At 37.8% G+C, this 13,945-nt stretch carries 13 protein-coding genes, 1 tRNA gene and 1 other RNA gene; 11 read left to right on the top strand and 4 right to left on the bottom strand.

Translation table 11 applies throughout. The annotated features are described in order from the left end of the window. Window positions 1-2 precede the first annotated feature (2 nt). Window positions 3-188, top strand: a complete 186-nt coding sequence (locus P9211_RS08405; protein WP_012196279.1) for an NAD(P)H dehydrogenase subunit NdhS — start codon at window positions 3-5, stop codon at window positions 186-188. Here P9211_RS08405 and rnc read toward each other — a convergent pair. Together rnc and rnpB are read right to left on the bottom strand one after the other, a co-directional pair. Then, window positions 185-934: a ribonuclease III gene (rnc, locus tag P9211_RS08400; RefSeq protein WP_012196278.1), complete on the bottom strand. Its 750-nt coding sequence runs from the start codon at window positions 932-934 to the stop codon at window positions 185-187. The two genes, P9211_RS08405 and rnc, sit on opposite strands and share 4 nt — an antisense overlap. Window positions 935-992: 58 nt before the next feature. Beyond that, an RNA gene (gene rnpB, locus P9211_RS09150) (RNase P RNA component class A) lies at window positions 993-1,384 on the bottom strand. A gap of 39 nt (window positions 1,385-1,423) precedes the next feature. Between rnpB and P9211_RS08395 the strand changes: the two genes are divergently transcribed. From P9211_RS08395 to P9211_RS08385, 3 genes are all read left to right on the top strand, one after another. Further along, window positions 1,424-1,497: transfer RNA gene (locus tag P9211_RS08395), tRNA-Arg, on the top strand. 91 nt (window positions 1,498-1,588) lie between these two features. After that, window positions 1,589-1,885, top strand: a complete 297-nt coding sequence (locus tag P9211_RS08390) for a hypothetical protein (RefSeq protein ID WP_012196277.1) — start codon at window positions 1,589-1,591, stop codon at window positions 1,883-1,885. 72 nt (window positions 1,886-1,957) lie between these two features. Beyond that, window positions 1,958-2,416 carry a hypothetical protein gene (locus tag P9211_RS08385; RefSeq protein WP_041391638.1) on the top strand — a complete coding sequence of 153 codons (459 nt, stop codon included), beginning with the start codon at window positions 1,958-1,960 and terminating at the stop codon, window positions 2,414-2,416. A 30-nt stretch (window positions 2,417-2,446) separates the two neighbouring features. Here P9211_RS08385 and P9211_RS08380 read toward each other — a convergent pair whose 3' ends face one another. Further along, window positions 2,447-4,969 carry a glycogen/starch/alpha-glucan phosphorylase gene (locus P9211_RS08380; protein ID WP_012196275.1) on the bottom strand — a complete coding sequence of 841 codons (2,523 nt, stop codon included), beginning with the start codon at window positions 4,967-4,969 and terminating at the stop codon, window positions 2,447-2,449. A 161-nt stretch (window positions 4,970-5,130) separates the two neighbouring features. On the opposite strand from P9211_RS08380, the gene P9211_RS08375 reads away from it, so the two are divergent. The 5 genes from P9211_RS08375 to P9211_RS08355 all read left to right on the top strand — a co-directional run bounded on the left by P9211_RS08375 (window position 5,131) and on the right by P9211_RS08355 (window position 11,044). Next, the gene (locus P9211_RS08375; protein ID WP_041391255.1) at window positions 5,131-6,498 is read left to right on the top strand and encodes a cation:proton antiporter; all 1,368 of its coding nucleotides are present in this window, start codon (window positions 5,131-5,133) and stop codon (window positions 6,496-6,498) included. 130 nt (window positions 6,499-6,628) lie between these two features. Then, on the top strand, window positions 6,629-7,573 hold the full coding sequence (locus P9211_RS08370) for an alpha/beta fold hydrolase (protein ID WP_012196272.1): 945 nt from the start codon (window positions 6,629-6,631) through the stop codon (window positions 7,571-7,573). A 32-nt stretch (window positions 7,574-7,605) separates the two neighbouring features. Then, window positions 7,606-8,454: a galactose mutarotase gene (locus P9211_RS08365; protein ID WP_012196271.1), complete on the top strand. Its 849-nt coding sequence runs from the start codon at window positions 7,606-7,608 to the stop codon at window positions 8,452-8,454. Window positions 8,455-8,466: 12 nt separating this feature from the next. Next, window positions 8,467-9,639 carry an alpha-hydroxy acid oxidase gene (locus tag P9211_RS08360; RefSeq protein WP_012196270.1) on the top strand — a complete coding sequence of 391 codons (1,173 nt, stop codon included), beginning with the start codon at window positions 8,467-8,469 and terminating at the stop codon, window positions 9,637-9,639. A gap of 31 nt (window positions 9,640-9,670) precedes the next feature. Continuing rightward, the gene (locus P9211_RS08355; protein ID WP_012196269.1) at window positions 9,671-11,044 is read left to right on the top strand and encodes a four-carbon acid sugar kinase family protein; all 1,374 of its coding nucleotides are present in this window, start codon (window positions 9,671-9,673) and stop codon (window positions 11,042-11,044) included. 16 nt (window positions 11,045-11,060) lie between these two features. Here P9211_RS08355 and P9211_RS08350 read toward each other — a convergent pair whose 3' ends face one another. Beyond that, window positions 11,061-12,485 carry an NADP-dependent isocitrate dehydrogenase gene (locus tag P9211_RS08350; protein ID WP_012196268.1) on the bottom strand — a complete coding sequence of 475 codons (1,425 nt, stop codon included), beginning with the start codon at window positions 12,483-12,485 and terminating at the stop codon, window positions 11,061-11,063. Window positions 12,486-12,654: 169 nt separating this feature from the next. Between P9211_RS08350 and P9211_RS08345 the strand changes: the two genes are divergently transcribed. Then, window positions 12,655-13,083: a hypothetical protein gene (locus tag P9211_RS08345; protein ID WP_012196267.1), complete on the top strand. Its 429-nt coding sequence runs from the start codon at window positions 12,655-12,657 to the stop codon at window positions 13,081-13,083. Window positions 13,084-13,170: 87 nt separating this feature from the next. Next, complete coding sequence (locus tag P9211_RS08340) at window positions 13,171-13,878, top strand: heme oxygenase (biliverdin-producing) (protein WP_012196266.1); 708 nt, start codon at window positions 13,171-13,173, stop codon at window positions 13,876-13,878. Window positions 13,879-13,945 lie beyond the last annotated feature (67 nt).

Genomic DNA, 13,945 nt, shown 5'->3' with positions numbered 1-13,945 from the left:
CTATGCATAATTCTGAAAGGGTAATTTTACCTGGTTCATCTGTAGTTGTTAATGATTGTCAGTCTATTTATAATGGCTATAAAGGTTTTGTTCAAAGAATAACGGAAGATAGAGCCGCAGTCCTCTTCGAAGGTGGTAATTGGGATAAGTTGTTAACTATTCCAATTAAAAATCTTGAACTTGGTTAAGGATTTTCCAGCTTATTCAATGCTTTTAGAGCAGCTTCTTTCTCGGCTTGCTTCCGTGAGCTGCCCCACCCTTCTCCTAGAATTTTCTTATTAATAAGCACTTTACAAAAGAATCTTCTCGGATCCCCATGTTTTTGTGAAAGTTCTTCATTTTTATAGATTGGAATGTCTAGTCCATTGCCTTGACTCCACTCTTGAAGGGCAGATTTGGAATTTAATCTATGGGGATCCTCTAGAACACTTTTACTGGTTTTATCCCAATAAGGCTTAAGCCAGACCTTTATAGATTTTATATCTTTTAAGCATTCATATAAAGCGCCTATCATTGCTTCCGTAGCTTCTGCTTGAAGAGTTGCAGAAGCAGCCTTATCTTTATGAGCCTTAGGTCCAATCAACATGAATTGTTTAATATTTATTTCTTGACCTACTTTTGTTAACCACTCATCACTAACAAGCTGGGCTCGTAAAGCTGATCTATCGCCAACTTTTAAATTAGGGAAATTTTCTTCTATATATTCTGATGCTGCCAATCGAAGCACGGCATCTCCTAGGAACTCAAGTCTTTCATGATTAGTTTTTGAATTTGTTGATGTATGTGTTAATGCCTCATTGAAGATATTTAAGCAATAAGATTTGCTTTTTTTAATAAATTCTAGGTTTGATTTATTCACAACAATTTTGTCTAATAGGTTATAAATTTGCTGAATTCTCTCTTTTGAAATTATTGTTTTTTTGCTATGAGTCATAGAAGCTTGCTCAGTTTGCTTTCAAGAGCTAAATGATGAGAAATCTATTAATTAATAGGGTGAAAGCAGGTCATAAGCCGGGTTCTGTTCACTACCTAAAAAGGTTAGTGGGTAATCATCTATCTGGGACTGCCGTTACCGACAACCTCAAGCGGCTTTTTTCAGGAGCATCATAGATGGCCATTAATGCTCCTTTGCCTTGCTCCTAGCCGGGGTTTACCAAGCCAGCACCTCTCGATGCTGCTGGTGCGCTCTTACCGCACCTTTGCACCCTTGCCTGTGCTGAGTGGGACTAAGCCATCGGCGGTGTGTTTCTGTGGCACTATCCTCACGGTCACCCGCACTGGGAGTTACCCAGCAAGCTTGACCATCAGGGAGCCCGGACTTTCCTCAATCAAGCATTTATTGCGAAACGCGATAAATCTTGATTGTGATCACCTCTCCTGCTTTCACATTCCATAATGCCTTGTAGGAATACTTCATTCCAGTGGGGCTGTAGCTCAGTTGGATAGAGCGACGGTTTCCTAAACCGTAGGTCGTGGGTTCAAGTCCCGCCAGCCCCGTAAGGTAATTATCACAATCTTCAGCCCTATATATAGTGGATGGGCAATAACTTGACTCTCTCGCTAGTGTAGGTTTGCTGAAAGAGTCTTAATGACACAGCTTCACGATTTACGATTACGTCTCTTGGTACAACAAGAGAGCGAGCAAATTGCCAAATCTCAGAAATCAGATTTGGATCTATCAATTGTTCAAGCTCGATGTTTATGTTGGTTGGCTTTATTAGCTGAAGCGCATGAAGATCAAGCTTGTGAAGCTGAAGGTAAAGGTGATACAGAGCAAGCGATGGGATGGTTTGCTGATTCAATGAGACTGAGAGATGTAATTCAGGTTGTTACAAGTATTGAGATTCCCATTCCTGAAAGTACTGAGGATTCAGAGGAGCTTTAAAGATATTCATTGGTTGATGAATATCTAGGCAGTCAAGATGTAATGATGGAAGTTGAGCTATTAGGACTTGTGGTGCCCGAACAGCCCTGTCAATGCCCTGACTGCCAAAGGTTCTATAAAGAACATGATCGATTAGTTCGAGAGTTCCCTACGCTGCGTCAACAGCAGGAGATTAATTGGGCAGCTCTGCAATCTTTTAGAACTCTTGCCAGTAGAGCATTGGAGGATTTGCAGAAACAATATGGATCAAAAATTAATGATGAGTCTTTTAATAATTCTTCAAACATTATTGATGGTCAAAATCGAAGCGATGAAATAAACCAAGCTATTGCAGATCTTGAAAATGTTAATGCACACCTTTATTCAATGGAAGTGTTAATGGAAAGAATTTTTGATGTAAAAGTTCCTGAACATATAGAAAACAAGTTTAGAGAATTGGCAGGTGAATTAGCTCCTGATCCTTTAAATGCTGATCGACTTAGATTAAATCGACTTCTACATCAGACACCAGACCTGCCTGACAAAAATTAATTAGTCAAGAAAAGTTGGTTTTTTTCTTGGTTAATTAATATTGCATGTGATTTCTACTTCTAAAGGGTTTACCTTCCATATTGATGAACAGTACTCTCTTATTGATCTATCTGATGAAAAGAATCCAGACCTTGCAGTATTAAGAAGTGCCATACGGTTCCATTCTTTATGATTTTGCCAAGCTTTGCTTACTCTATCTTGGGCAAGAAGGTAGTCGTCAAAATCAGCCATAACGAAAAATGGATCATATCCTGTAAGACTATTTAAGAGAGGCCTAAATAATTCATTATCCCCATTACTAAAATGACCCAGTTCTATTAATCGTATTGCTTCAGATAACTCAGGTGATTTTTCTATGTATTGCTTAGGATCATAACCATTTTTTCGAAGCTTCATTATTTCAGATTCTGTTTTTCCAAAAAGGAAGAAGTTTTCTTTACCGACTCGGTCTCGAATTTCTACATTTGCCCCATCCAATGTCCCAATTGTTAGGGCTCCATTCATTGCGAATTTCATATTTCCAGTTCCTGATGCCTCTTTACCTGCAGTAGATATTTGTTCTGATAAATCTGTAGCTGAATAAACTTGTTCACCAAGCTTGACATTGTAATCAGGTAGGAAAACCACTCTTAACTTTCCATCCATATCTGGATCTGCATTGACAACCTCGGCAATACCATTAATGAAACGAATCATTAGCTTTGCCATTAAATATCCAGGTGCTGCTTTCCCACCAAAAATTACTGTTCTTGGAGCAATTGAATGGGCAGTGCCATTTTTTATTCTTAAATATTGGGCAATAATTTGAAGAGCATTTAAATGTTGACGCTTGTATTGATGGATTCTTTTCACCTGGACATCAAATAAAGTTGAAGGATCAACCAGAATGCCTGTCTGGCGGTGAATATAACCTGCTAATTTTCTTTTTCCTAATAATTTTGTGGCACCAAATACATCGAGAAAGTTTGAATCATTTTCTTTCTCTTCTAATTGAGTAAGTAAGTCCATATTGGTGATCCAATTTGAACCAATTTCTTGATCTAAAAGAGATGCAAGTTCAGGATTGGAAAGTGCAACCCATCGTCTAGGAGTGACACCATTAGTGACATTAGTGAATTTTTCTGGCCATAAATCAGCAAATTCAGGCATTAATTGACGCTTTATTAAATCAGAGTGAAGGGCAGCCACTCCATTAACATTGTGAGCACCTATAGTTGCAAGATGAGCCATTCGTACGGCTTTAGAACCTTCCTCATCAATAATTGATAGTTTTCTAAGAATTAGGTCATTCCCTGGATAACGAAGGCGCACTTGCTGTAAAAACCTTTTGTTGATTTCATAAATTAGCTCTAAGTGTCTTGGCAATAAACTTTTAAATAGATTTAAATCCCATTTTTCAAGAGCTTCAGGTAACAATGTGTGATTGGTATATGCAACTGATCTATTAGTGATATCCCATGCTTGGTCCCATTCAAAATGATGATTGTCAATTAGTAGACGCATTAATTCTGCAACAGCAATAGCTGGATGGGTGTCATTTAATTGAACTGTCCAGTTTTCAGAAAATTGTTCAACAGGTATATTTCTTGTTTCAAGACTGCGAATCATATCTTGGAGGGAGCAACTGACAAAGAAGTGTTGTTGTTTAAGTCTTAAACGTCTTCCTTCATCAGTACCGTCATTTGGGTAAAGCACTTTAGATATAGTTTCAGAAGCAACCTTTTCTTCAACTGCTCCGTAATAGTCACCAATATTGAAAGCATAAAAATCAAAACTTTCTGTTGCATCAGCCCTCCATAATCGCAGTCGGTCACAATTGTTTACTCTATAACCAAGGATTGGAATGTCATGGGGGACCCCAATTGCATGTTCTGAAGGAATCCATCTTGACCGATAGTTGCCTTGATCATCTATATAGTTTTCAGTCCTACCTCCGAAGCCGACAAAGCATGATTCATCAGGTTGGGGTAATTCCCATGGCCAGCCACCTTTCAGCCATTTATCTGTTACTTCAATTTGCCATCCATCTCGAATGATTTGATTGAATATTCCGAATTCATATCTAATTCCATAACCGATTGCTGGAACTTGGAGACTTGCAAGAGATTCCATATAGCAAGCTGCCAAACGACCTAAGCCACCATTACCTAGACCTGGCTCTTCTTCTACTTCAAGAATGTCATTGAGTGATTCAATCCCAAATCTCTTAACAGCTTCTTCAGCCTCTTCTTGAATACCTAGGTTCAATAAATTGTTATTTAATTGTGGACCGATTAAGAATTCTGCGGAGAAATATGCAACGGTTTTATGCGGTTTTGCTCTAATTGCTTCTTGCGAAGCTAAATATCTTGTCATTAATCTATCTCTTACTGCATAACTCAAGGCCATATATAGATCTCTAAGACTTGCTGATGTGGCAAGTTTGCCAAGGGTAAAAAATAGGTGCTCTGTCATCCCGTCAAAGACAGCATCAGCATCGATGCCAGCTTTTATTGGATCTGCATAACAGCCTGGGGTTGGCAGCCGCAGGTCTATAGGCTGGGAACTGCTCATAGTGCCTTTTTATATGGACAGACGCTAGCGGAGCTTTTTCAATCTCATCTTGTAGTAACTTCAGATCAACACCAGAAGCGCAAAGTCTCAAAATTTATAGAGATAGTTTTTTGGTAATTTATCTTGAATAAAGGAAATTAAAGAACAACTTTCTCATGATGATGTCATCTCTGCTTTCTGTATTAAGTACCCATGATATTGAAGTTGCAGAGACTTTAATAGGTGTCATCCGATTTCTATTGATCTTTGTTGCCGCAAGGACTTTGGCCGAGATCTTAGTCAGACTAAGCTTGCCAACAATTGTTGGCGAATTACTAGCAGGAGTTTTGATAGGAGCATCAGGATTGCATTTGCTGCTTCCTCCGAGTGCTCATGCTTCTTTAAATGAAGGTTTTATTAATGTAATTAGCTCTTTGGCTTCGATTCCAGCTGAGGCAGTACCAGACTTATATTTTGAGACATTCCCTTCTTTGCAAGCAGTTGCAACACTTGGTTTATATGCCCTACTTTTCTTAACAGGTTTAGAAAGCGAGTTGGAAGAATTGGTTGCTGTTGGAGCGCAAGCCTTCACTGTTGCCATGGCTGGAGTCATTTTACCTTTTGCATTTGGAACATTTGGATTGATGTTTCTTTTTCAAGTGGATCTAATTCCTGCAATTTTTGCTGGGGCTTCAATGACAGCAACTAGTATTGGTATAACAGCTAGTGTTTTTGGAGAATTAGGTTATTTAAAAACTCGAGAAGGTCAAATAGTTATTGGTGCGGCTGTTCTTGATGACATTCTAGGGATAGTAATTCTTGCAGTTGTAGTTGCTTTGGCAACAGGGGGGGCATTAGAAATTGCTCCGATCGTCAAACTTGTTTTAGCTGCAACTGTATTTGTTATAGCTGCTATCGCTTTAAGTAGAACAGCTGCTCCAGGTTTTGATTGGTTGCTTGATCGCTTAAAAGCACCAGGGGCAGTTGTTGTTGCTTCTTTCGTAATACTTGTTTTGAGTTGTTTTGTTGCTACAGCAATTGGCTTGGAGGCTGCCTTAGGTGCTTTCGCAGCTGGGTTGATTCTTAGCAGTTCAAAAAATAATCATGCAATTCAACAATCGGTGCTACCTCTTGTGTCCCTCTTCGCGACGATTTTCTTTGTTTTAGTTGGAGCAGGCATGGATCTTTCTGTAATTAATCCTTTAGATCCATCTAGTAGGTCAGCTCTAATAGTTGCAGGATTCTTATTGGTAGTTGCAATCTTGGGCAAAATTGCTTCAGGTTGGTCTTTTGTGATTGATAAGCCTACAAATAGACTTGTTGTTGGCTTGGGGATGATGCCCAGAGGGGAAGTTGGTTTAATTTTCTTAGGTCTTGGAACTAGTGCTGGTTTATTAACCCCATCTTTAGAAGCAGCAATTTTGTTGATGGTTATAGGCACTACTTTCCTCGCACCAGTTTTATTGCGATTAGTCTTGAAAGATAAAAAGCCAGGAGGGGGTAATTCAATTCCGGATGAAGTTGCTGCTGATCCTGTAGGACTTATATAGTCTTTGGAATGATATTCCTGATAGCTTTTTCATAAGTTTACTAAGAAGGACAATCCCATCAAAATTATCTTTCATTTTTCACTAGAGGTTCCTAGTATCTCAACTATTATTCAGTGGTTTTATTTTTTATATGACTGATTTAGCTGCCAAACCAAATGAACCATGGAGCTATTTAGGCCATAAAGTTTTTTCGGTTAGCAGTAGTCCTTCGGGGCAGGTTTCGGATGTAAATCAAAATAATCCTGTTGTATTGCTAGTGCATGGTTTCGGTGCTTCGACAGAACATTGGAGACACAATATTCCTGTACTTTCTAGGTCACATGAGGTTCATGCAATTGATTTGCTTGGTTTTGGTAGAAGCGCTAAGCCTTCTGAATTGGAATATGGAGGAGAGCTATGGAAGGAACAGGTGGTTGCTTATGTAAAAGAGCGTATAGGTAAACCAACAGTAATTGTCGGGAATTCATTGGGAGGTTATGCGGCTCTTGCTGCAGGTGCTGCGTTGGAATCTAAATCTGCTGGAGTGGTTTTACTTAATGCTGCTGGTTATTTCAGTGATGAAACCCTTGTTAAACAACCGACTGATTTCTTTTCTAGGCTCAGACAATTCATCGGATTAGGACTTTCTAGAGATCTTTTAATCAAGTGGTTTCTTTACCCTTTAATGCAGCGATTGATATTTGAGAATTTACGACGCCCTAATGTTATTAGAAATACTTTGAAGCAAGTTTATATTGATCCTACAAATGTTGATGATTATTTGATTGAGTCTATTAGGAGACCTTCATTAGATCCAGGTGCATTCCAAGTTTTTCGTAAAGTCTTTCAAGCAAGAGGATTGAAGGGAAAGCCTATAGATGAATTGTTTAATGAATTAGAAGCCCCTTTGCTTTTACTTTGGGGTGATAGTGACCCCTGGCTAAGGAACGCTAAAGCAAAGCAAGAAAAGTTTCTTCTTTTTGCTAGAGAAGCTTCGTTAGAAGTTAAAGAAGTTTTGCTTAGGGCAGGTCATTGCCCACATGATGAGATTCCTGATCGTGTTAATGAAGAGATGCTTGCTTGGTTGAAAGGTTAGTAAAAAAAACTTTTAAAGATTTAATTTGCCCAATGCCTCTAATTCAAAAAAATCTCCCTTATCCTCACTGGCAATATGTATTTGAAGAAACAGGCGATTTTCTGAAAATAGTTCCTGATCGTGGAGGATTAATAACAGGTTGGAATCATCAAGGACGAGAAATTCTTTATTTTGATTTAGATCGTTTCCAGCAAGGAGCTAAAAGCATTAGAGGTGGGATCCCAGTTTTATTTCCAATTTGTGGTGATTTACCTCAAGGGCATTTACGCCTAGCTCAGGGTGAGTTTAGTCTGCGCCAACATGGCTTTGCTAGAGATATGCCATGGCTAATTAAACCTCTTGAAGATCAAGAGGGCTTTGTACTAACCCTTACTGAGACAGCTGAATCTTTATCAGTTTATCCGTTTATGTTTTTAATAGAAATGGAGGTAAGACTAACTAAGACATCATTAAATATAAAAACCATAATTCATAATCTAGGCGATCAATCGATGCCTTTTAGCTTTGGATTACATCCATATTTTAATGTGAAAAGTTTGGAAAATTGTTTAATTAAAGGATTGCCTGATAAATGTATAAATCATATGAATTTGTCTGAAGCTTCTACAGAAGAGCAATTGCAGAAGCTTTCAAAAGGTGTCGATTTTATTGCAGAAGTACAAGGACCCATTTCTTTAGAGGATTGCATAGAAGGTACAAGAATAGAATTACATCATGAAAGTCCTATGGATTTAGCAGTGATATGGACTGACCCTCCAAGGCATATGATTTGCTTGGAACCTTGGACTAGCCCAAGGCAGTCTTTAATAACTGGTAATCGTATGCTTTTACTTGAGCCTCAATCTTCACAAGAACTTCTTTGTAGGTTCGTATCCAATTAATTTCTTAAAACTATGGGAGCCAATGTTTCTTCAACCAACGTTGTGAACATTAGTGATCTTCGCTTATTAGCAAAGAAGCGTTTGCCTCAGATGGTTTTTGATTATATAGATAGTGGTGCAGACAGGGAACAAACTTTATCTCAAAATTGTACTGCCTTTAAAGAAATATATTTTCGGCCAAGATGCGCTGTTGCTACTCCATCTTGTGATTTAAATATATCGGTATTGGACCAAGAATTTAAACTTCCTTTCATTCTTGCCCCAGTTGGTAGTAGCAGAATGTTTTATCCCAAAGGAGAAGTTGTTGCTGCTCGCGAGGCAGGCATAGCTGGGACAGGGTATACCCTTTCAACATTATCTGGCTGCAGATTAGAGGAAGTAAAGCAAGCAACTAACTGTCCTGCTTGGTATCAGTTGTATTTGCTAGGCGGAAGAGATGTTGCGATGCAAACAATTGAAAGGGCAAAATCTGCTGGATTTTCAGCAATAGTTGTCACTATTGATACTCCAATATCTGGCTTGCGAGAACGTGATGTTCGCAATGGAACTAAGCAGCTCTTATCAAGGAATCCTATTCAAATGCTTCCTTATATTCCCCAGATGTTAATAAAGCCTTGTTGGTTAACTCAATGGTTAGGGGATGGAGGTTTAATGAGTTTCCCTAATGTTGAGTTGGAAAGTGGTCCTATGGGTTATACAGAAATTGGACCAGCCTTGGAGGAATCAGTAGTCACTTGGGAAGATTTGAATTGGATCAGAGAAGCATGGGGAGGGAAAATAATTGTTAAGGGAATTCATATTGGTGAGGATGCGAGAAAGGCTATTGATTTAGGGGTAGATGCAGTAGTTGTGTCTAACCATGGAGCACGTCAATTAGATAGTGTTGCGCCTACAATTCAAGTCCTTCCAGAAGTAGTGAAAGCTGTAAATGGAGAAATAGATGTATTAATTGACGGGGGAATTCGTAGGGGAGGCGATGTGGTAAAAGCATTGTGCTTAGGTGCTAAAGGGGTCTTAATTAGCAGAGCATATGCATATGGCTTGGCAGCTGGTGGTGGCCCTGGTGTGGCTAAGGCAATAGAGATTATTAAAACTGATATTTTGCGTACAATGAAATTATTAGGATGTGATTCTGTTAAAAAGCTAGATAGGTCGTTTGTAACTATTCCACCAAGCTGGGCTTAGGCATATACTTTTCAGGTGAGTTTTAAAAGGATTGATTAACAATAACTTTAAAAAAATCATTGTATTTGATGATGATCCAACTGGATCACAAACTGTATTTGATTGCCCTTTACTTTTAACTTTAGATGAAGAAACAATTCTTAGATCACTGAAACTATCCTCACCATTACTTTTTTTATTAGCCAATACACGTTCACTATCTCCCTATATTGTAGAAGCACGCACTAAAGAAATTTGCCAATCACTTTTACGCGCGTTAAAAAAGACATCTATTAAGACTGAAGATGTTTTATTTATTAGTCGTGGTGATTCAACCCTTAGAGGTCATGGCATATTAGAACCGTATATTTTAAACGAAGAATTAGGACCTTTCGATGCAACTTTTCATGTACCTGCTTTTTTTGAAGGAGGTAGAACTACTGTTGATGATGTACATCTTTTAGATGGTATTCCTGTACATAAAAGTATTTTTGCCAGGGATAAGGTCTTTGGATACTCAACAAGTTATTTGCCTAAATGGCTTCAGGAGAAAAGCAAAGGAAGCATTGTTCAAAATAATGTATCTTCTATTTCAATTTCAGATCTTGAACAAGCAATAAGCTCCGAAAGTGGGATGAAAAATCTTCTTACTTTTTTAAGTAAATTATCTTGTAATGAAATGGTTGTTGTTAATGCTAACTTGCCTAAGCATCTTGATGTATTTGCTTTTGCAATCAAAACTTTAAAGGGTAAAAAGAGGTTCCTTTTTCGATCTGCTGCAAGTTTACTAAATGCGATATCAAAGATTGATTCCAGCTCTAATTCGATTAAGAATTTTTCAGATCTAAGAGTCAAAAATAGGTTTAATAAGCCTAGACCTGGACTAGTTTTAGTAGGTTCACATGTTCAACTTGCAGATGATCAGCTAGAACGACTACTTACAGAAAATGCATGCATTGGAGTTGAATTACCCTTAGATAAGATTAGGAGAATCTTAGAAGAAGAATGCTCTGAAACTTTAATATCAGAATTGAAGAAATCCTATGCGATAAAAATCAAGGATATTTTATATCAAGGGAAGACACCGGTTCTATATACAACTAGGAGAGAGTTGAAGTTTGACTCTAGTGCTAAAAGATTAACTTTTGGGTTAGTCATAGCCCAAGTGATGGCAGCTTTATCATCTGAAGTAATTGATGATATAGGTTATATTATTAGTAAAGGTGGTATTACTACTCATATATTACTTTCTGAAGGTTTAAAGTTAGATTTAGTTCATCTAAAAGGTCAGATAATTCCTGGAATATCAGTTGTATCTTCTTATAATAAGAATCAATTAAATCTACCAATTATTACATTTCCAGGAAATTTAGGAAATCAAAATACACTTTTAGATTCATGGAAAATAATGGAGTCTAAAAATTAACTATAATCATCAAAGTTTAAAATCTTTCAATTACAGCATTAGCGAATCCGCTACAGCTTAAAGGATCTATTGATGGTTGCATCAGGCGTGCAAGATCGTATGTCACTTTCTTATCGGAAATAGCTTGACTTAATCCGTTAGTAATTAGATCTCCAGCTTCTTGCCAGCCTAAGAATTCCAACATCATGACCCCACTAAGGATTACTGAGCCTGGATTAATACGATCTAACCCTGCATGTTTAGGTGCCGTACCATGAGTCGCTTCGAAGATGGCAGCTTTATCTCCAATATTTGCTCCAGGTGCCATCCCAAGACCTCCCACAATCGCAGCAGCAGCATCAGATATATAATCGCCATTTAGATTAAGGGTTGCGAGTATTGAATATTCCTCGGGACGAGTTTGTATTTGTTGAAAAATACTATCTGCAATTCTGTCATCCACCATCACCAATTTACGCCATTTATCGTTTCCATGGCTACCTTCAATTGATTGAATCACTTCTTTAACTTCTTGGCAGATTAGCTCTTTTTTCTCTGCAGTAAGTGATTCAAATCCAGGCTCAATCTTCCTGGCATTCTCTTCAATACTTATTTTGGGACTTTTTTTAATATTATCAAGAATCCAACTCTCTCTTTCTGTAATGCAATCATTCCTAAACTCGCTAGTTGCTAATTCATAACCCCAGTCACGAAAAGATCCTTCTGTAAATTTCATGATATTTCCTTTATGAACTAAAGTCACGTGCCTCTTATTACCATTTAGTTTAAGTGCATGTTGTATTGCTTTTCGAATATGCCTTTGACTACCATGTTTGCTAACAGGCTTAATTCCTATTCCCGCATTAACAGGTATTTTTCTATTTTTTATTGTTTTACTAGAGGGAATAATTTCATCGTTTAAATATGTAATAAGGTTTTTACAAAGAGGGTCTGAAGCTTCCCATTCAATGCCTACATATATATCTTCTGTATTCTCTCTATATACAATTACATCTAAATTCTCAGGGTTTTTATGAGGACTAGGTGTGCCAGGGTAGTAACGACACGGTCTTACACAACTGTAAAGATCAAAGATTTGTCTAAGAGCAACATTTAATGATCTAATTCCTCCTCCCACTGGAGTTGTTAGAGGTCCTTTTATTGCGACTCCATATTGGCGTATTGCCTCGATTGTGTCATTTGGTAGATATTGATAGGTGCCATATAGATCACATGCTTCATCACCTGCATAAATTTTGAACCACTCAATATGACGATCATCTCCATATGCTTTCAATATTGCTCTATCTATTACTTTCTGAGTCGCTGGCCATATATCAATCCCTGTCCCATCTCCTCGAATAAAGGGAATAATAGGGTTGTCAGGCACTTGCGGGGACCCATTTGCGAAATTGATTTTTGACCCTTTCGTTGGTGCTTCGATCTTTTCAAATTCAGCCATAAAGATTAATTTACCTACAGCAACGTATTGCTTGAGGTTATGTCTTTTTGGTCAAAGTTTTTATAAATTGGCATTTCAAAACTGATCCTTCGCTTTAAAGGTGAGTTATAAATGTGCCTGTAGGTTAGTTGCATGGCATCTGCAGCTTTAACCCTAGAGGTTGATCTAAGTGAATGCTGTCGAACAAGGAAAAACAGTTGCCTTTGCGCAGGCTCTTGCTTCTATAGGAACCCTTGTAAGGAATTACTTCCCATCTGCATCATTAAACTTAAGCCCTTGGAGAGATGATCCTGAAACCAGAGAATGGTTTGAAGAGGATAGTCTTGACTTAGCAGTGCATTTCCCTGGTTGGAGTCCAAAACTCCAATGTAGAAGTCTGTTAATTCAGTTAAGTATTTCTAACGAAGAGAATGGTGCATTACCGAAACTTCTTGGGATCCTTATAAGAGGAATGACTTTTGATGGTGAAAGATGGCGTCTTGTAACAGCAGGGGATTGGCAGCCTACAGGTTCACATTTGCCACACCCTGACCAAATGAATCAATTACAGGCAATTTGCAGAGATTTGTTTGATTTGTTTCCTTCCAACTCTTTTTAGTTCTTTTGTCCTGGCATTTTTAGCCCAAGGGTTATTAGAGTGTAAATATTATATTGAGGTCTCTTTCCTCTTCTTGCAATCTTTCACATGTCCATAGCTCTAGCTACACAACTTAGAGAAGGAACGAAAAAGTCTCACACAATGGCTGAAAATACTGGCTTTGTCACTTGCTTCTTAAAAGGCGTTGTAGATAAATCAACTTATAAAAATTTGCTGGCAGATTTATATCTTGTTTATTCAGTAATGGAGGATGAAGTTGGACGACTATGTAAAGAAGGTCACCCTGTAATAGCTCCTATTGGATTTAATGAACTTAATCGGAGAGAATCACTCGAAAAAGATTTGAAATTTTATTGCGGAAATAATTGGTTAGATGTTATTAAAGCCACACCCTCAGCTAATGCTTATGCGGACCGAATTCAGAATATTGCTCGAGAATCCCCTGAGCTATTAATTGGACATCATTATACAAGATATATAGGAGATCTTTCGGGAGGACAAATTTTAAAAAAAATTGCTCAGAAGGCAATGAATCTTAGTGATAATAATGGTTTGAACTTTTATAATTTCGATGATATTGAGAATGAAATGACTTTTAAGAAAAAATATAGTCAAACCCTTAATTCTCTACCAATTACCCAAAAAATGGCAGACTCAATTGTCGATGAAGCTAATTTTGCTTTTAAATGTAATATGGATATGTTTCAGGAACTTGAAGGTAACCTTATAGCATCAATTGGTAAAGTTCTCTTTGGATTCCTAACCAGGAAGAATCGTCCAGGTAGTACAGAGTAAGCATTAGTTTTTTATCAAATGAATCAAATGAAACTCCTTTCATCTATAGATTAGATAAGAAACTATT

The organism is Prochlorococcus marinus str. MIT 9211 (genome assembly GCF_000018585.1).
GTDB classification, from domain to species: domain Bacteria; phylum Cyanobacteriota; class Cyanobacteriia; order PCC-6307; family Cyanobiaceae; genus Prochlorococcus_D; species Prochlorococcus_D marinus_B.
The sequence above is the reverse complement of the archived record's forward strand: the minus strand, read 5'-3'. Positions and strand labels throughout refer to the sequence as shown.

Coding starts and splice junctions, on each gene's coding strand:
- P9211_RS08375 (WP_041391255.1), top strand. CDS start 5,131: ATGTCATCTCTGCTTTCTGTATTAAGTACCCATGATATTGAAGTTGCA.
- P9211_RS08390 (WP_012196277.1), top strand. CDS start 1,589: ATGACACAGCTTCACGATTTACGATTACGTCTCTTGGTACAACAAGAG.
- P9211_RS08350 (WP_012196268.1), bottom strand. CDS start 12,485: ATGGCTGAATTTGAAAAGATCGAAGCACCAACGAAAGGGTCAAAAATC.
- P9211_RS08365 (WP_012196271.1), top strand. CDS start 7,606: ATGCCTCTAATTCAAAAAAATCTCCCTTATCCTCACTGGCAATATGTA.
- P9211_RS08405 (WP_012196279.1), top strand. CDS start 3: ATGCATAATTCTGAAAGGGTAATTTTACCTGGTTCATCTGTAGTTGTT.
- P9211_RS08380 (WP_012196275.1), bottom strand. CDS start 4,969: ATGAGCAGTTCCCAGCCTATAGACCTGCGGCTGCCAACCCCAGGCTGT.
- P9211_RS08370 (WP_012196272.1), top strand. CDS start 6,629: ATGACTGATTTAGCTGCCAAACCAAATGAACCATGGAGCTATTTAGGC.
- rnc (WP_012196278.1), bottom strand. CDS start 934: ATGACTCATAGCAAAAAAACAATAATTTCAAAAGAGAGAATTCAGCAA.
- P9211_RS08360 (WP_012196270.1), top strand. CDS start 8,467: ATGGGAGCCAATGTTTCTTCAACCAACGTTGTGAACATTAGTGATCTT.
- P9211_RS08340 (WP_012196266.1), top strand. CDS start 13,171: ATGTCCATAGCTCTAGCTACACAACTTAGAGAAGGAACGAAAAAGTCT.